Source organism: Pseudoduganella buxea (assembly GCF_009720835.1).
Lineage (GTDB): Bacteria > Pseudomonadota > Gammaproteobacteria > Burkholderiales > Burkholderiaceae_D > Rugamonas > Rugamonas buxea.
Map to the genome: position 1 here is coordinate 1 of NZ_WNKZ01000018.1, position 17,147 is coordinate 17,147.

At 67.6% G+C, this 17,147-nt stretch carries 18 protein-coding genes; 11 read left to right on the forward strand and 7 right to left on the reverse strand.

All coding sequences use genetic code 11. The annotated features are described in order from the left end of the window. The 3 genes from GM672_RS08720 to GM672_RS08730 form a co-directional block, all read left to right on the forward strand. The coding region (locus tag GM672_RS08720; RefSeq protein ID WP_155470138.1) for a TonB-dependent receptor plug domain-containing protein at positions 1-1,265 on the forward strand (1,265 nt) is incomplete at its 5' end. After that, entirely contained in the window at positions 1,265-1,846 is a 582-nt protein-coding gene (locus tag GM672_RS08725) for a TOL_0243 family YfiR-like periplasmic protein (protein ID WP_155470139.1), read from the forward strand. The genes GM672_RS08720 and GM672_RS08725, both read left to right, overlap by 1 nt. Further along, positions 1,847-3,760: a sensor histidine kinase, YfiR-like protein-associated gene (locus GM672_RS08730; RefSeq protein WP_155470140.1), complete on the forward strand. Its 1,914-nt coding sequence runs from the start codon at positions 1,847-1,849 to the stop codon at positions 3,758-3,760. Positions 3,761-3,766: 6 nt separating this feature from the next. On the opposite strand, the gene GM672_RS08735 is transcribed toward GM672_RS08730, so the two are convergent. After that, positions 3,767-4,501, reverse strand: coding sequence for an FAD-binding oxidoreductase (locus GM672_RS08735; RefSeq protein ID WP_155470141.1), 735 nt, complete (start codon positions 4,499-4,501; stop codon positions 3,767-3,769). Positions 4,502-4,511: 10 nt separating this feature from the next. After that, a complete protein-coding gene (locus tag GM672_RS08740; RefSeq protein ID WP_155470142.1) occupies positions 4,512-5,120 on the reverse strand; it encodes a sulfite oxidase-like oxidoreductase in 609 nt (202 codons plus the stop codon). Positions 5,121-5,307: 187 nt separating this feature from the next. Between GM672_RS08740 and GM672_RS08745 the strand changes: the two genes are divergently transcribed. After that, the gene (locus GM672_RS08745) at positions 5,308-5,502 is read left to right on the forward strand and encodes a hypothetical protein (RefSeq protein ID WP_155470143.1); all 195 of its coding nucleotides are present in this window, start codon (positions 5,308-5,310) and stop codon (positions 5,500-5,502) included. 22 nt (positions 5,503-5,524) lie between these two features. On the opposite strand, the gene GM672_RS08750 is transcribed toward GM672_RS08745, so the two are convergent. After that, complete coding sequence (locus tag GM672_RS08750; RefSeq protein ID WP_155470144.1) at positions 5,525-5,728, reverse strand: hypothetical protein; 204 nt, start codon at positions 5,726-5,728, stop codon at positions 5,525-5,527. Positions 5,729-5,918: 190 nt separating this feature from the next. On the opposite strand from GM672_RS08750, the gene GM672_RS29535 reads away from it, so the two are divergent. Continuing rightward, on the forward strand, positions 5,919-6,047 hold the full coding sequence (locus tag GM672_RS29535) for a hypothetical protein (protein ID WP_260098769.1): 129 nt from the start codon (positions 5,919-5,921) through the stop codon (positions 6,045-6,047). 111 nt (positions 6,048-6,158) lie between these two features. Continuing rightward, positions 6,159-6,518 (forward strand): hypothetical protein, encoded by a 360-nt coding sequence (locus tag GM672_RS08755; protein WP_155470145.1) that lies wholly within the window; start codon positions 6,159-6,161, stop codon positions 6,516-6,518. 209 nt (positions 6,519-6,727) lie between these two features. Here GM672_RS08755 and GM672_RS08760 read toward each other — a convergent pair whose 3' ends face one another. Both GM672_RS08760 and GM672_RS08765 read right to left on the reverse strand, forming a co-directional pair. Continuing rightward, positions 6,728-8,134 (reverse strand): M16 family metallopeptidase, encoded by a 1,407-nt coding sequence (locus GM672_RS08760; RefSeq protein WP_155470146.1) that lies wholly within the window; start codon positions 8,132-8,134, stop codon positions 6,728-6,730. Continuing rightward, a complete protein-coding gene (locus GM672_RS08765; protein ID WP_155470147.1) occupies positions 8,134-9,453 on the reverse strand; it encodes a M16 family metallopeptidase in 1,320 nt (439 codons plus the stop codon). The genes GM672_RS08760 and GM672_RS08765 overlap by 1 nt, the downstream gene beginning before the upstream one ends. 109 nt (positions 9,454-9,562) lie before the next feature. On the opposite strand from GM672_RS08765, the gene GM672_RS08770 reads away from it, so the two are divergent. Beyond that, positions 9,563-10,054, forward strand: a complete 492-nt coding sequence (locus tag GM672_RS08770) for an acyl-CoA thioesterase (RefSeq protein WP_371867046.1) — start codon at positions 9,563-9,565, stop codon at positions 10,052-10,054. A gap of 4 nt (positions 10,055-10,058) precedes the next feature. On the opposite strand, the gene GM672_RS08775 is transcribed toward GM672_RS08770, so the two are convergent. Both GM672_RS08775 and GM672_RS08780 read right to left on the reverse strand, forming a co-directional pair. Next, positions 10,059-12,950 (reverse strand): bifunctional diguanylate cyclase/phosphodiesterase, encoded by a 2,892-nt coding sequence (locus GM672_RS08775; RefSeq protein WP_155470148.1) that lies wholly within the window; start codon positions 12,948-12,950, stop codon positions 10,059-10,061. 82 nt (positions 12,951-13,032) lie between these two features. Beyond that, positions 13,033-13,824, reverse strand: a complete 792-nt coding sequence (locus GM672_RS08780) for a spermine/spermidine synthase domain-containing protein (protein WP_155470149.1) — start codon at positions 13,822-13,824, stop codon at positions 13,033-13,035. Between the two features lie 144 nt (positions 13,825-13,968). On the opposite strand from GM672_RS08780, the gene GM672_RS08785 reads away from it, so the two are divergent. The 4 genes from GM672_RS08785 to GM672_RS08795 all read left to right on the forward strand — a co-directional run bounded on the left by GM672_RS08785 (position 13,969) and on the right by GM672_RS08795 (position 16,991). Continuing rightward, positions 13,969-14,244: a hypothetical protein gene (locus tag GM672_RS08785; RefSeq protein ID WP_155470150.1), complete on the forward strand. Its 276-nt coding sequence runs from the start codon at positions 13,969-13,971 to the stop codon at positions 14,242-14,244. A 5-nt stretch (positions 14,245-14,249) separates the two neighbouring features. Beyond that, on the forward strand, positions 14,250-14,918 hold the full coding sequence (locus GM672_RS29165; RefSeq protein WP_229417635.1) for a hypothetical protein: 669 nt from the start codon (positions 14,250-14,252) through the stop codon (positions 14,916-14,918). Beyond that, a complete protein-coding gene (locus GM672_RS08790; RefSeq protein ID WP_229417638.1) occupies positions 14,888-15,463 on the forward strand; it encodes a GGDEF domain-containing protein in 576 nt (191 codons plus the stop codon). The genes GM672_RS29165 and GM672_RS08790 overlap by 31 nt, the downstream gene beginning before the upstream one ends. 73 nt (positions 15,464-15,536) lie before the next feature. Beyond that, positions 15,537-16,991, forward strand: coding sequence for a Ppx/GppA phosphatase family protein (locus GM672_RS08795; RefSeq protein WP_155470152.1), 1,455 nt, complete (start codon positions 15,537-15,539; stop codon positions 16,989-16,991). The last annotated feature ends 156 nt before the right edge of the window (positions 16,992-17,147 follow it).

Below are 17,147 nucleotides of genomic sequence, written 5' to 3' on the forward strand. Positions count from 1 at the left end.
CCGACGGTTCCGGCCTGCGCCGCCGCCAGGCCGGCTTTCGCGCCGACTGGGACCGCCCGCTGGGCGGCCTGACCGTGTCCGGCGACGTGTATGCCACCGACCTGGCGCAGCTGGGCCAGCCCGACGCGCCCCTGTCCGGCGCCAATCTGGTGGCGCGCCTGACCCGCAAGCTGTCCGACGACTCGGACCTGCGGCTTCAGCTGGTGCTGGATCACGCCGAGCGCGACCAGCAATTTGCCTTTATCGAGCGGCTCGACGTCGTCGACCTCGATGCCCAGCACAGCCTGCGCGTGGCCGGGCGCCACAACATCACGTGGGGCGCGAGCTACCGCCATGCGCGCGACCGCGTCACGCCCAGCAGCGCCTATGCCTTCCTGCCGTCGACGCGTTCGATGCACTGGACGGGCGTGTTCGCCCAGGACGAGCTGGCCCTGCACGAGGACCTGCGCCTGACGGCCGGATTGAAGGTCGAGCACAACAACTACACTGGCGCGGAATACCTGCCGAACCTGCGGCTGGCGTGGACGGCCAGCCCGACCCGGCTGCTGTGGGCCAGCCTGTCGCGCACGGTGCGGGCGCCGTCGCGCATCGACCGCGATTATTATTTTCCGGCCCGCCCCACGCTGGTGGGCAACGTGCCCCGGTACACCGTCGGCGGCGGGCCGGATTTCCAGGCCGAGACGGCGCGCGTGGCCGAACTGGGCTGGCGCATGGCGCCGACGCCGGCCCTGTCGTATTCGGCCACGGCCTTCTACGCCAGCTACGAGCGCCTGCGCACGCAGGAGCCGAATGTCAACGGCCCGGCCTACAGTGGGCTGCTGGAGATTCGCAACATGGCGGCGGGCGATGTGCGTGGCGTCGAGATGTGGGCCCGCTGGCAGGCGCGCGAGCACTGGCGGCTGAACGCCGGCCTGGTGCTGCAGCGCGTGCGCTCGCACCTGCTGCCCGGCAGCCGGGACAACCGGGGTACCCTCGGCGTGGCCACCAGCGACCCGGAGCGCTATTGGCAGCTGCGCTCCTCGCATGACCTGCCGCACGCCATGCAGCTGGACTGGACCTTGCGCTACACGGCCGCGCTGGCGCGCCCCGCCGTGCCATCGTATTACGAACTCGATGCGCAGTGGCTGTGGAAGGCCCGGCCCAACGTGGACGTGGCCGTGGCCGCCCAGAACCTGCTGCACCGCTCGCACGTGGAATTCGGCGCCGCGCCCAACCGCAGCGTCGTCCGGCGCGCCCTCGCTGTCAAGCTCACGGTGCGGTACTGATGATGAGAACCTTCCCAACACTGCGCTGCGCCGCCGCCTTGCTGCTGGCCCTGGGCCTGGGCAGCCCCGTGGGTGGCACGTGGGCCGCACCGCAGGCAGCTTCCGTGCCGGTCGCCGGCGCCAGCCTGGAACGCAGCGTCAAGGCTGCCTACCTGTTCAAATTCCTCGGCTACGTCGAATTCGCCGCGCCGCTGGAGGCGGGCGCGCCGCTGGTGGTGGGCGTGCTGGGGGCCGACGATGTCGCCGCGGAAGTGACGCGGCTGACGGCCGGGCGCACCGTCAACGGCCGCGCCGTCACCGTGCGCACCTTGCGCGACGGCGATCCTGTCGCCGGCATGCAGATGCTGTTCGTCGGCGCCGATGCGGAGCGGCCCCTGCAGACCCTGCGCGGTGCCGCGCAAGGCGGCGTGCTGACGGTCACCGAGGACGAGAACGGCCTGCAGCAGGGCGCCGTCATCAATTTCCGGCTGGTCGAGGAGCGCATCCGCTTCGAGGTCTCGCTGCCGGCGGCCGAACGCAGCAACATCCGCCTCAGTTCGCGCCTGCTGTCGGTGGCGTACCACGTGCAGAAGGGGAACTGAGTGTTGCGCAGGCTGCGGCCCCATACGGTGCGCGCCAAGCTGGTGGTGATGGCGCTGGCCACCACGTTCGTCGCGCTGGTGACGATGTCGGTCAGCATGCTGATCTACGACCTGACCACCTTCCAGCAGAACTGGGTGGACGACCTGACCACCCAGGCCGAGATCGTGGCCACCGTGTCGGCGCCCGCCATCAGCTTCAACGACCCCGGTGCGGCCCGGCAGAACCTGGCGCTGCTGCGGGTGCGCCCGCAGATCCAGGCCGGTGCCATCTACGGCGCCAACGGCGCCATGTTCGCCGCGTATGCCCAGTCGGCACTGGCCACGCCCGTCTTTCCCAGCCGGCCCGGCCCGGCCGGCCATGCCATCGAAGGCGGGCGCATGGTGGTGTATCACCCCATCGTGGAAAACGGCGAAATCGTCGGCACGGTCTTCCTCAGCGCCCGCTACCGCCTGCTGGACCGGCTGGCCAGCTACGCCATCATCCTGGGCGGCGTCACGCTCGGCAGCCTGCTGCTGGCGGCCATCGTCGCCAGCCGGCTGCAGCAGGGTATCACGCGCCCGCTGGAAGCCGTGACGGAGGTGGCGCGCGCCGTCATGCACAAGCGCGACTTCTCGCTGCGGGTAACGGAGCAGGCCAGCGGCGAGATCGGCACCCTGGTGGGCGCGTTCAACAAGATGCTGGCCGAGGTGGAGCGCCGCGCGTCGGCGCTGCAGGATGCCAACCGCACCCTGGAACACGAGATGACGGTGCGCCAGGGGGCCGAGCGGGCCTTGCTGCTGGCCGACCGGCGCAAGGACGAATTCCTCGCCACCCTGGCGCACGAGCTGCGCAACCCGCTGGCGCCGATCCGCACGGGCCTGGACATCATGCGCCTGAACCGCAGCGATCCGGCCGCCACCGAGCGGGCGCGTGCCGTGATGGAGCGCCAGTTGAAGCAGATGGTGCGCCTGGTCGATGACCTGCTCGATGTCTCGCGCATCAATACGGGCAAGCTGACGATCCGGCACGAGCAGGTCGAATTGCAGGCCGTGGTGGCCAATGCGCTGGAAATCGTGCGGCCATTCATCGATGCCCAGGGCCATGCCATCAGCGTGAGCCTGCCGGAGCGAAGCGTCTACGTGCTGGGTGACGCCACGCGGCTGGCCCAGGTGCTGTCGAACCTGCTGAACAACGCAGCCAAGTACACCGACCGGGGCGGCCGGCTGGCGCTGGCGGCCCAGGTGACGGACGACGGCCAGTTGCGCATCGCCGTGTCGGATAACGGCATCGGCATCGCGCCGCAGATGCTGGGGCGGGTGTTCGACATGTTCGTGCAGGCCGATGCTTCGCTCGAGCGCACGTCGGCCGGACTGGGAGTCGGGCTGTCGCTGGCGCGCCGGCTGGTGGAGCTGCACGGCGGCTCGCTGGAAGGGCGCAGCGCCGGGCCGGGCACCGGCAGCGAATTCATCGTCACCTTGCCCGTACTGCAGGGCGTGCACGGTGCGGCGCCGGCAGTCGTGGCGGGCCTGGCGCAGGGCCGGCCTTTCCGCATCCTGCTGGCCGATGACAACCTGGACTTCGTCAACGCCATCGGCGCGCTGCTGCGCACGATGGGCCACACGGTGCACATCTGCCACGACGGTCCCCAGGCACTGGCCGCGGCCGAGGCCTTCGCGCCGGATTTCGCCTTCCTCGATATCGGCCTGCCTTACCTGAACGGCTACGACCTGGCGCGTGCGCTGCGCGCCTTGCCGGGGCTGTCGCGCACGGTGCTGGTCGCCGTCACCGGCTGGGGCCAGCAGAAGGACCGCGACCTGGCCCTGGAGGCGGGGTTCGCGGCCCACCTCGTCAAACCCGTCAGTGTCGAACAGATCCTGGAACTGCTGGCCGCCCGCACGACCGCCGCGCCGCTGGCCAGTGACGCCGCCGGCTGACACCCGTCAGCCGAAGCGCTCCGTGCGGATCGAACGGGCCGGCAGGCCGCGCGCCACCAGCAGCTTGCCCATGGCTTCGACGAAGGCCGTCGGGCCGCACAGGTAGCTGGTAACGGGCAGATTGCCCCACTCGTCCAGCAACTGGTCCAGCATGGCCGCGTCGATGCGGCGCCCGAAACCCCCGGGCAGCGGGGCGCCCCGCGTGGTGGCCGTCACGTATCTGCCTTGGCCCCAGCCATGGTTCCCCAACGCCGCCAGCTCGTCGCTGAAGGCCAGCGCGCTGGCCTCGCGGGCGGAGTGCAGCACGAGCAATGGCGAGCCGCCGCCTGCCGCCCGCCAGGCCCGGGCGATCGACACAAGGGGCACGATGCCGGCGCCGCCGCCGACCAGCAGCAGCGGGCCGTGCTGGGTGCCGTCCCACGTGAAATGGCCGCCCAGCGGGCCGCGTACGTCGAAGGTATCGCCCACGGCCGCGACATCGTGGAACCAGCCGGACACCTCGCCGTCGTCGTGCGCCGCAATCGCCAGTTCGATATCGGCCGCGCCGGGGCTCGATGCGATCGAATAGCTGCGGTGGGCCTGGTAGCCGCCTGGTGCCGTCAGGCGCACGTCGACATGCTGGCCCGCCACGTGGCGGAGCAGGGGCGCATGCAGGAAGTAGCTGCGCATGCCCGGCGTGCGCGGCTCGATACGCACGATGACGGCGCGTCGCCAGTTGCCGTCGTTGGCCGGTGTCGTCATCGCGGCGCCTTCAGTCGTCGCTGCTGAAACGCTGCTCGCGCCATGGGTCGCCGTGCATGTGGTAGCCGCGCAGCTCCCAGAAGCCAGCTTCGTCCCGGGCCGTGAACTTCAGGCCCTTCAGCCATTTTGCGCTCTTCCAGAAATACAGGTGCGGCACCAGGAGGCGCGCGGGACCGCCATGTTCCGCCGTCAGCGGCTGGCCGCCGAAATGGGTGGCGATCATGGCGCGGCCGCCCGCCAGCTCGGCCAGCGGCACATTGGTGTCGTAGTCGTCATAGGACTGGGCCAGCAGGTAGGGCGTGGGCGCTGCCACGCCGGCCGCCTGCAGCAGGTCGTCGAGCGTGACGCCTTCCCACTCGGTGTCGAATTTGCTCCAGGTCGTGACGCAGTGGATGTCGCCTTGCCAGCGCGTGCGGGGCAGGGCCTGGAACTGTTCCCACGTCCAGCTGGCCAGGGGCCGGGCGCCGTGGCGCAGGGTAAAGCGCCATTGGGCCAGGTCGATGACGGGGGCCGGCCCCAGCGACAGTACGGGGAAGTCGCGGGTTTCGTACTGGCCCGGCGGCAGGCGGCGGGCGGCATCGGCGCCAGGTCGGCGGCCGGTAAAGCCTCGGGTGCTCATGCTGGACTCCTGTGGCGAAAAAGCCCAGTGTAAGGGAGATTGGCGGGCGCTGCCGGCACGCCACGGTGTGCGTCGGGACGTCGACTTGGAAGGCCGGTGTGCAGCAAAATCGGGCAGGGCCGAAGCCTGCGCCAGCTTGCAAAAAAAAATGCTAAGGTTTTGTCAACATTTATGGAGGAGCATCGTTATGGATATGAACGCCGAGCAAAACGCAGTGGTACAGGGAGGCGAATCCGCGATTCGCGCGCATATCACGCCGGACCCGGATACCCCGACGCCGGAGCAGGACCCGCCGACGATGCCGCCGCCCAGCGACGTCCCGCCAAGCGAGATTCCGCCGGTCAGCGAACCGACGGCGCCGCCGCCGCCCATCAAGGCTTGAGGCGGTCGGGCGGCGGTCCGGCTCAGGGCTTGGCCGGTTCGCGCGATGGGTCGCTCTGGCGATTCGGCGAGATCTGACGGATCTGTTCTTCCGTCTCCCGTTCGCCGGGCGTCTTTTCGCCGCTGCCGATGTCGGGCTCGTTGATCATGTGGCGGCCTTTTTCGGATTCGTCCGGTTGCGTCGGTTGGCCGGAAGCGTTGGTGGTGGAAACGCTGATTTGGCTCATGGTGGACTCCTGGTCTGTGGTGGAAAATATAAGACCATCGTAACAAGCCGGCGCCGGGGCTGTCGCAGCATTGCTTTAATGAAATAAGTGTTGCTGCAAAGATGTATTTCGTTGTTTTTGTGTTGGCTGTCACAAGGCCGTCACTGAACTATTTTTATAATGAGCCATAGAACTTTATTGGGAGACCACTATGGGCAATTCCTTACACAACAAAATTTATCTGGGCCGCCGTGGCCGGATGAACCAGGTGCGCATGGCCTGGGCAGGCATCGTTGCCGGTGTCGGCCTGCTGTGGCTGACCGTGCGCGCGCTGAAGTAAGCTGCCCATGGCGCCGCCCGCCCTGCGCGGGAAAGCGTCCCGCCTTGCTTGCCGCCGCCTCCGGCTGCGCGTACCATGATGGCCGCAACTGCCATCATGGATCAAGCAAGAATGAAAAACGAAAAATTCAGTACCGATGAGTACAACGCGCTGGCCGAAGTCGCGCGTGGCATCACGGGCCGCCCCAGTGCCTGCGTCGGCCGCAATACGAAACGCCTGTCCGGCCTGAAGCTGCTGTCGATCGCCCGCAACGGCCATATGTCGCTGACGGACAAGGGCAAGGAACTGCTGTTCCTGCGCCGCTGCATCCTCAGCCTGCGCGCCCTGGCCGCCGACCCTACCGCCAAGCTCGACGGTGACGTCGCCGCCTTCCTCGGCAAAAAGTCCCACATCGCCCCCATCGAAGCGGGCTACACCGTCACCGACAAGGGCCGCGAGACGCTGGCCGACATCGACGCCCAAGAGCAGTAATCCTTCACCAGGCGCGGTCATGCAAGGCCGCCGATATCGCTCTGAATCGGTGTCCGATACTTGCTTCGAGATCGAGACCGGTATCGGACGGCAAATTCATGGCTGCCATCGCCGCTCCTTGAGGCAGTGACCTGAAAACGGTGTCTGACACCGGTTTTCAGGCAACATCGAATCAGGGGCCCGGCCCCGAATCCGGTGTCGGTGCGCGCTTACTTCGTTGGCCGGAAGCCGTCGGCGGTAATGTCGAGCTCGGTGACTTCGCCGTATTTCGTGGCGACCTTGCGCACTTCGCTGGCTTTGCCGACAAGGACCATCTGCAGGTTGTTGCGGGGGAAGTGCCTGTCGACGAGCTGCTTGGCTTTCTCCGGCGTCAGGCCGTCGACGTCGCGCATGAAGTTGTCGATCTGGCTGCGCGGGATGTCCAGCGCGTACATGTCGCCCAGCAGGCTGGCCAGCTGCTCGCTCGTCTCGAACCGGGGCGGGAACTGGCCCTTCACGTAAGCCTTGGCCGAATCGAGCGTGGCCTTGTCGATGCCCTTGTCCCACAGCCTTTGATAGGTCTTCAGTGCCAGGTCCAGCGCCGCTTCCGTCTTCGGCAGTGCCGTGAAGCTGGAGATGGCGAAGGTGCCGGCCTGCGACAGCGGCGAGAACGCGCTGTTGGCGCCGTAGGTAAGGCCCGAGTTGACGCGCAGCTCGTCGTTCAGCCAGGACGTGAAGCGTCCGCCCAGCACCGTATTGACCACCTGCAGCGGCACGTAGTCCGGATCGTTGCGGGCGATGCCGCCGCCGCCGATCAGGAACGTCGTCTCGATGGCGTCGGGCTTGTCGACCAGCCAGACTCTAGCCTTGTCCGTCAGCGGCTTGCCGTAATCGAAGCGCTGCGGCGCAGCCCCATCGGCACGCCACTGGCCGAACAGGGCCTGGATCTGCTGCTTCATCGCGGCCGGATCGAAGTCGCCGACGACGACGATGGCCGCGTTATCCGGCCGGAAGTAGCGGCCGTGGAAGGCCTTGACGTCGTCTTGCTTGAGCGCCTGCAGGCTGCCCACCGTGCCGCCGGCCGGATTGGCGTAGGCGCCGCTGCCGAACAGCATGCTGCGGTAATACGTGCCGGCGACCTGGCGCGGGCTCTCCTTGGCCTGCTTCAGCCCGCTGACCTTGCGCGTGCGCAGCTTGTCCAGCTCCGTGTTGTCGAAGCTGGGCTGCTGGACGATCTCCGCGAACAGCGGCAGCAGCGCGGCGGCATCGGCCTTGGCGAAGTTTGCCTGCACGGTGGTCTGCTCGACTCCGCCGCCGCCGGCCAGCACGGCGCCGCGGAAGTCGAAGGCTTCGTCGATGGCGGCCTTGTTGTGGCGCGCGCTGCCCAGAAGGATGGCGTCGCCCGTCAGGTTGGCCAGCCCGGCCTGCGGCCCGTCGTTGACGGCACCGGCCTTGACGACGGCACGCACGGCGATCAGCGGCACTTCATGGCGCTCCATCAGCAGCACCGTCAGGCCGTTCGGCAGCCTGGTCGTCTCGAACGGGGGCAGCTTGAATTCGGCCGCGGCGGCCACGCCGGTCACATTGGCCAGGGAAGCGGCGCACAGCAGGGCGCCACCGGTTGTCAGTGCTTTCATCATTGCTCCTTCGCCGCCAGCACACCGATGGTGCGCTGGGATTTTTTCAGGTACTTCACCGCCACGGCCTGGATATCGGCCGGCGTCAGCTTCTCGTAGGCCGCCGGCGCCGCGAACAGGTTCGCGTAGCCGCCGTAGAACACCTCGTAGTTGCCCAGTTGCTGGGCCTTGCCGTTGATGGTCTCCTGCAGCCGGTACAGGTTGACCAGCTTGGTGTTCTTCACTTTCTGCAGTTCCTGCGCCGTCACGCCGTTCCGGACGACGTTATCCAGCTCGGCCAGCATGGCCTTCTCGACCTTGTCGGCATCGACGCCGTTGGCCGCCACGGCGAACACGTACAGCAGGCCCGGATCGAAGCCGTCGGTCGTGTCGGCGCCCACCGACGTGGCCAACTGCTGCTCCACCAGGGCCTTGTACAGGCGCGAGGTCTTGCCTTCCGTGAGCAGGCTTTGCAGCACGTCGATGGCGTAGTGGTCGGCATGGTCGGCCTGCGGCACCTTGTACGCCACCATCAGGTTGGCCGACGTGGCCGACGGCTTGGCGACGAACAGGCGCCGCTCGCCTTTCTGTTCCGGCTCCACCGTCTTCACGGCCGGGGGCAGGGCGCGCTTCGGAATCGCGCCGAAGTACTTGCCCGCCAGGGTCTTCACCTGCGCGGCCTTGACGTCGCCGACGATGACGGCCACGGCGTTGTTGGGCGCATAGTAGGTGCGGAAGTAGTCGACCAGGTCCTGCTGGGTCCACGCCTTGATGTCGGACTCGAAGCCGATCACGGGCCAGGAATACGGGTGGGCGCTGTAGGCCACGCTGTTCAGGTCTTCCATCAGCATGCGCACATTGGAATTTTCCAGCCCAGTGCTGCGCTCGGACAGCACGACCCCCCGTTCGCTCTCGACCATCTTCGGGTCGATCGTCAGGTGGGCGATGCGGTCGCTTTCAAGCTTGAAGATGGTCTCCAGGGACGAGGCCGGGAACCAGTCCTGGTACACCGTCACGTCGCTGCTGGTGTAGGCGTTGTTGCTGCCGCCGCTGGCTTCCATCGTGCGGTCGAACATCTTCGGCCCGTAGTGCTTCGAGCCGTTGAACATCATGTGCTCGAAGAAGTGCGACAGTCCCGTCGTGCCGGGCGCTTCGTTGCGCGAGCCGACCTTCCAGAACGTGTACATATTCGCGTTCGGGATCGTGCTGGACTCGAGCACGATGAACTTCATCCCGTTCGGCAGCGTGAACGACTTGACCTGGTCGGCCGTGAAGGCGGCCTGCGCCGAGGCCGCGAGGACCAGGCCGGCACAGGCGGCCGCGACTTTTTTCCACTGCATGGTGCATACCCTTTCAATGTTGCGAACGTGGCAAGGATACGCCACGGCACGCCAGTTGTTAAGGTTAGAATGCCTGGGAGAACATTTTTATTTTCGATTGGAAGGCACTATGGAAAGCGCAATGCACTGGTCGGCCCACGAGCTGACGATGACCGTCCTGATGACGCCGGACATGGCAAACTTCTCCGGCAACGTCCACGGCGGCACCATCCTGAAGTTCCTGGACAGCGTGGCCTACGCCTGCGCCAGCCGCTATTCGGGCAGCTACGTCGTGACCTTGTCGGTCGACCAGGTGATGTTCCTGCAGCCGATCCACGTGGGCGAGCTGGTGACCTTCCTGGCCTCGGTCAACTACACGGGCAAGACGTCGATGGAGGTGGGTATCCGCGTGGTGACGGAGAACATCCAGCAGCGCCTGGTGCGGCATGCCAACAGCTGCTACTTCACGATGGTGGCCGTCGACAAGGACCGCAAGCCCGTGGCCGTGCCGGAGCTGGTGCCCGATACGCCCGAACGCATCGCCCGCTTCGAGCAGGCCAAGGACCGCAAGGCGGCGCGGCTGGCGCTGCATGGAGCGAAGACCAGGAAGCGCGGCCAGTAGGGCCTCACAGGGGCGCTTCGGCTGCCACGCCGTCCTGTTCGTGAGCGCCCGCCAGCAGGGCGGGCAAAAGGGACGCCACCTCGCCGGCAGGCACGGGCCGGCTGAAGAAATAGCCCTGCACCTCGTCGCAGCCGTGGGCGCGCAGGAAGTCGCGCTGCCCGGCCGTCTCGACGCCTTCGGCGATCACCTTCAGCTGCAGGTTGTGCGCCAGCGCGATGATGGAGATGACGATGGCCGCCTGATCCGTGTCGACGGCGATCTGGCCGACGAAGCTGCGGTCGATCTTCAGCACGTCGATGGGGAAGGTGCGCAGGTAGGAAAGGCTCGAGTAACCGGTGCCGAAATCGTCGATGGCCAAGCCCACGCCCAGCGCCTTGAGCTGGTGCAGCAGCGTCACGGCCTGTGCCACGTCGTCGACGAACAGGCTTTCCGTCAGCTCCAGTTCCAGCAGGTGCGGCGGCAGGCCCGTGTCGGCCAGCACCCGGGCCACGGACTGCACCAGGTCGCGCTGGGCGAACTGGCGTGCCGACAGGTTGACGGCCACGCGCAGCGGGCCCAGGCCCGCGTCCATCCACGCCCTTGCCTGGGCGCAGGCGGTACGCATGACCCACGCGCCGATCGGCACGATCAGGCCCGTCTCTTCGGCCAGGCCGATGAAGCGCTGCGGCGCCACCATGCCCAGTTCCGGGTGCTGCCAGCGCAGCAGCGCTTCGACGCCGACGATGGCGCCGCCGGCCAGGTCGAGCTGGGGCTGGTAGTGCAGCACGAATTCCTGCCGTTCCAGCGCCGAGCGCAGCGCGCTTTCGATGCGCAGCCGTTCCTGGGCCGCGTCGTTCATCGAGCTTTGATAGAACTGGTAGCAGTTGCGGCCCAGCTTCTTGGCCGAGTACATGGCGATATCCGCATGCTCGATCAGCTGGCCGGCGTCGCCGCCCGGGCCGTCGTAGACGGCCACGCCGATGCTGCAGGTCACAAAAAACTCCTTGCCTTCCAGGTCCACCGGCGGGGCCAGCGCGCGCATGATGCGCCCGACCACGTCCGGGGACAGCGACTCCTCCGGGTATTCGCTGAGGATGGCGACGAATTCGTCGCCGGACAGGCGCGCCACGGTGTCGCTTTCGCGCACCGAGGCCTGCAGCCGCGCCGCCACCGTTTGCAGCAGCCGGTCGCCGGCCTTGTGACCGAGGCTGTCGTTGACGAACTTGAAGCGGTCCAGGTCGATCAGCAGCACCCACAGCGGGTGGCCGCTGCGGTTGGCATAGGCCACGGCCTGGGCCAGGCGGTCCTGCAGCAGCACGCGGTTGGGCAGGCCCGTCAGCGCGTCGTGGTGGGCGATATGCTGGATGCGCTGCTCGGCCAGCTTGCGCTCCGTGATCTCGCTGCCCGTGCCCCGGTAGCCGCGGAACTCGCCCTGGGCGTCGTACACCGGTTCGCCGTTGCTGGTAAACCAGCGCGTGACGCCGTCCTTGCCCGTGATGGCGTATTCCAGATTGGCGAACGGCAGGCGCGCTTCCAGCTGCGCCATGTGCTGGCGTCCCCATGTCGTGTGCTGCATGGCCGGGTAGCTGTGCCAGCGCGTGAAGCCGATGTAGTCGGCCCGGTCCAGCCGGCCTTTGTCGAAGAAGCCGTTGGTGATGCTGGTGAAGCAGAAGTTGACGTCCTGTTCCCAGTACCAGTCCGACGACAGGGCCAGCAGCCGCTTGAAACGGTGCTCGCTTTCCTGCAGCGCGCGCTCGGTGCGCTTGCGCGCGGCCACGTCGGCGTTCAGCTTTTCGTTACTGCGCTGCAGGTCGAAGGTGCGCGCCTCGACCAGCCACTGCACCCGGCGCGAGCGCTGCGCCAGGGTCTGCATCAGCAGCGCGGCCAGGATGCTGAACAGGGCGCCGCCCACCAGCGTCGACACGGAACCCAGGTGGTCGGCCAGGAAGGGGCGGGGCGAGGCCGCCACCTGCACCCGCCATGTCAGGCCCAGCACGTCGAAGGAGCGGGTTTCGCGGTCGTGGTACCAGCGGTCCAGCCAGTGCGGCGCCGGGCTTGCGCCACCATCGGCGCCGCTGGCATGCACGAGGATGCGTTCGGCGCTGCCCGTGCTGCCGGCGTACACGCGCAGGCCCAGGTGGGCCTCGTCGAGCAGACCCGCCGAGTGCAGGATCTTGTGCACCAGCTGAGGCGCATGGATCATGGCCGCCGTGTCGCCCACCCACGCCGCGTGGCGCTGCTCGGGCGTTTCCAGCGGCGCGCCGGGCCGGTACACGGGCATCATCATGACGAAGGTTTGCGGCAGGCCGGGTTTGCTGTCGAGCTTCATCAGCGCCGTCGCGGCGGGCCGGCCCGTGCGCAGGATGCGCTCGATGGTGACACGCGTTTCCGACAGCGTGCCGACGTCCAGGCCAAATACTTCCCGCCGCGGGTCGAATGGCTCGAAATAGTCCGTCACGTTGTACCACGGCCGCTCGGCGGCCACGCCGAAGCGGAAGTCATGCACCTCGGCGATGGTGACGCCCGGGCGCAGGCGGCTGGCCGCCGCTTCCCACGCCGGGCGGTCGGCATGCGACACCAGGCGGTGAAAGGTGAAGGAATGGATGAAGGGATAGCGCTGCAGCAGGGGTTGTGTGAAGCCGCCGAACTGCTCGCGCGTGACGCTTTCCGGCGGCAAGGTGCGAAACAGCTGGTTCGTCACCGTCAGCACTTCGATGGCGTCATCCAGGCCGCGCCGGATCGCTGCCACGCGCAGGTTGGCGCGCTGCTGGAACCCGAGCGACATCTTGCCGTATTCCAGGGCGGCCACGCCGGCCGACAGCACCCCCGTGACGCCCAGCCCCACGGCGAGCGTCAGCAGCGCCGTGCGGGACACGGTCGCCGCCGGGGCAGCGGTGGAAGACGGGCGGCGGCGCATGCGATTCCTTGATCAAGACGACAGCTTGCCAGTGTGGCATAAATCGGCCCGTTTGCCGACCTTTTGTATATCTATGAAGAATTTATTGTTGTCTTGACGCACTGTCGCGGCCACCGTGCGCCGCCGCGCGCAGGCCCGCCACGACACGGTGCGCCAGCAGCTGGTTGACGGGGCCGAATCCCAGGCAGGGCCACGGGCTGCCCCACGTGGCCAGGCGCCGCATCAGCGCGCCGGCGCGGGTGTGGGTGCCCGGCACGGCGCGGTGGGCGAAGACGATGCGGTTGTTGCCGGCGATGCCGCGTAACTGCCCGACGTGGTTGCCGAAACAATGTTGCAGGCGCCGTAGCATGGTGCGGTAGTGGGGATCGTAGCTGAAGATATTGGCCACCAGCACGCCGTCCGGCCGCAACGCCCGCCGGCAGTCCGCATAGAAGCGGGCCGACGACAGCGCCGGCGGCAGGCCGTCGTCGTCGAAACCGTCCACCAGCAGCACGTCGACGCTGCCGGCCAGCTGCGGCATGTGGCGGGCCGCGTCGGCATGGACAATGCGAAAGCGCTCGCAATCCGGCGGAATCTCGAAGTGCTCGCGCAGCGCGATGACGTCCTCGCGCAGTTCCAGGACGGTAATGCGGGCCGCCGGCAGGTAGCGGTGGCAGAACTTGGCCAGCGAGCCGCCGCCCAGGCCGACCATGACGATATGGGCCGGGCGCGGTTTGAACAGCACGAAGCACATCATGGCGCGCGCATACGCCAGCACCAGCCGGTGCGGGTCGCGCAGGTCCATCTGGCTCTGCACGGCGCCGGGCTGGAATTCGAGGGTAAGGCGGCCGTTGCGCCGGCTGACGAGGGGACGGTGGTCGGAAACGGTAGACATGGTGCCGGCTTGTTCTCGGGCTGGAGGTTCTGATAAGCTCTCGGGCTCGCCGCCAGAGTGTAACCCGGCAGCTTCATTTACACGACACCGTTTTATCGGTACATTGCCCCAGGCAGGGTCCACCGGGCCCCACGGAGATCATTCATGTTTCTGGACCACCCGACCATTACCGCAACGAACAGCTTTACCGAGCCGGACCGCATCGAGCGCCTGAACCGCGTGTATGGTTACGTGGCCGCCCTGGCCGATCTGGCGGGCAAGAATTATTTTATCGAGAAGGTCAGCCAGCTGCATGACCACAAGGGCACCCTGATCGTGTTCTGGCACGACGCCCCGAACGAGGAAGAAAAGGCCTTCTTCACGCAGGCCTGGGCCAGCAAGGTGGGCGACGGCAGCAGCAACGTCGAACACGAAGTGTGAGCGGCATGGACAGCCAGGCACTGCTGCACCTGCTGGCACTGGGCAACCTGGTGCTGGCCGGCGTGCTGTGGTGCCACGCGGCCGGGCGGCGCGGGCGGGGCGACCTGTCGGCCGTGCTGGCCGCCCGCCTGTGCCAGGGCGGGGCGTGGCTGGTACCGGCCTGGCTGGGGCCGATGAACGATATCGTCACGGCCGTCTTCTTCATCGCACTGACGGCCGGCATCGCTTTTGAAGTGGCGGCCTTCCGCCAGCTGGCCGGCGGACGCATCGCGTCACGCCTGCTGCTGCAGGTGTTCGCCGTCGGTGCCCTGGTGGTCGCGCTGGCGGCCCTGCTGGCGGGCAGCGTGGCCTTGCCGGCCCAGCCGGGCGTGCTGCTGGCGGCGCTGTTCATCGTTGCGGCCGCGCCAGCCTGCTGCGGCGGACCATGGCGGCGGTCAACCTGCTGCCGCTGCTGGCCGTGGCTGGCGGCGTCATCATTCGCAGCAGGCCCGTGCAGGAACTGCTCATCGGGCGCCTGGACTGGGCCAGCGGCTACGTCGACGGCGCCGTCATCGAGCAGTGGGCGCTGGTGGCGTTCCTGCTGGTCCTGCTGGTCAATGCCGCCGGCACCTTGCTGCTGGGCCGCGACGGCCTGCAAAGCGAGATGGAACGCCTGCAGGTGGTGGACGCGCTGACGGACGTGCCGAACCGGCGCGGCTTCTACCAGGGCCTGGCGCCGTGGCTGGCGCTGGCGCGCCGTCCCGGCCAGCCCACCGCCGTCGTCATCCTGAACCTGGACAGCTTCAAGCGCGTCAACGACCATTACGGCCACGGCGTGGGCGACACGGTGCTGAAGGCCATCGTCGACGCCGTGCGCGGCCAGTTGCGCGACAGCGACCTGATGGGCCGGCTGGGCGGCGCCGAGTTCGCGCTGCTGCTGCCCCGCACGGGCCTGCCCGAGGCCGTCGTCGTGGCGGAGCGGATTCGCCAGGCCGTGGCGGCGTTGCCCGTCAAGGCCGAGCGGGCCGTCATCAACCTGACGGCCAGCATGGGCGTGACGACGATCCGCGCCGAGGATTCCACCGTCAGCCTGTTCAAGCGCGCCGACGAGGCCCTGCAGGCGGCCAAGCTGCGCGGACGCAACCAGGTGGTGGCCGCCGCCGCGCCCGTGTTGCCGGACGACGACGCCGACCTGGACCCGCCCGCCGCCGCGCCCACCACAGTCGGCCAGCACCGCTGATGTCATGATCCCGTCATCAACGGGTTCTAATGTGGTAGGATTTTCTATATAAACGATATAAATGGAATCCTCCATGTACGCAGCGGTCGACCTCGGGTCGAACAGTTTCAGGTTTTCCATTGGCAAGCACGACGGCGACGCCATCCGCGTGCTGAAAAGCGTGCGCGAACCGATCCGCCTCGCGGCCGGCCTCGACGCCGCCGGCAACCTGACGCCGGACGCCATGCAGCGGGCGCTGGCCTGCCTGGCCGGTTTCCGCGACACGCTCAAGGGCTACGACCTCGAGGCCGTGCGCGTCGTGGCCACGTCGACCATGCGCCAGGCGCGCAATATCGCCACCTTCCTGCCGCAGGCCGAGCAGGCCATCGGCTATCCCATCGAGATCATTTCCGGCGAGGAGGAAGGGCGGCTCATCTACATGGGCGTGGCCAACGCGCTGGACCAGCCCACCGAGCGGCGCCTGGTGGTCGATATCGGCGGCGGCTCCACCGAGCTGATCCTGGGCCGCGGCCTGGACATCGAGCGGGTCGAATCGTTTACCGTCGGCAGCGTGCGCCAAAGCCTGGCCTTCTTCATCAACGGCGCCGTCGACGCGCCGTCGTTCCAGGCCGCCATCCTGTCGGCCCGCAGCATCTTCGAGGACGGCGCGCCGCCGTACCAGCCGCAGTTCTGGAAGCGCGCCTACGGCTCCTCCGGCACCATCCGTGCCATCGCCGACGTGATCGAGAAGAACAACCTGGGCAAGGGCCTGACCCCGGCCAGCCTGGAAGCGCTGAAGAACCGCCTGATCGAACTGGGCCACGTCAGCCGGATCGACATGCCCGGGCTGCGGCCCGACCGCGCCGGCACCATCGTCGGCGGCCTGGCCATCCTGATCGGCGTGATGCATGAACTGGGCATCGGCCAGATCGAACCTGTCGAAGCGGGGCTGCGCATGGGCGTCATGTGGGACCTGTACCTGCGCTCGACCCGGCGCGACCGGCGCGACGAATCCGTTCGCGCCTTCCTGCAGAAGTTCAACGTCGACACGGCGCGCGGGGGGCGCGTGGCCGACGACGCGCTGGTGCTGCTCGAGCAGTTGAAGCCCTCGTCGGACGCCTGCGCGCGGCTGCTGTACTGGAGCGCCCAGCTGCACGAACTGGGCATGGCCGTATCGCAGACGGGCTACCACAAGCATACCTCGTACATCATCGAGAACGCCGACCTGCCGGGCTTCACGACGCGCGACCAGCGCACCATGAGCCGGCTGGCGCTGGGGCAGAAAGGCAACCTGCGCAAGATCGGCGAGTTTCTGGCCGACGGCGATTTTGCCCGCGCCGTCGTGGCGCTGCGCCTGGCCATTGTGTTCATGCATGCGCGCGTCGAGGTGGCGGACGCCGCGCCGAAGCTGCGCATGAAGAACAAGATCGAGCTGGAACTGCGGCGCGGCTGGGCCACCGAGCATCCCACCTTGATGTACTGGCTGGAAAAGGAACAGGAAGCATGGGACGAGGTCGATATCGACCTGACCGTGCGCACCGGCTCCTGAGCACCCTGGTGGCATCGCGCATCCACGACAAAAAATATTGTCAGCAAGAATGTATCACTGCCTTGTAATTTTGCTTACACTATAGCTTTCACCAACTCGGGTGGCCCGCGCGGGCCAGTGGTGACGGGTTATCTGGAGGCATGATGGCGGCACGGG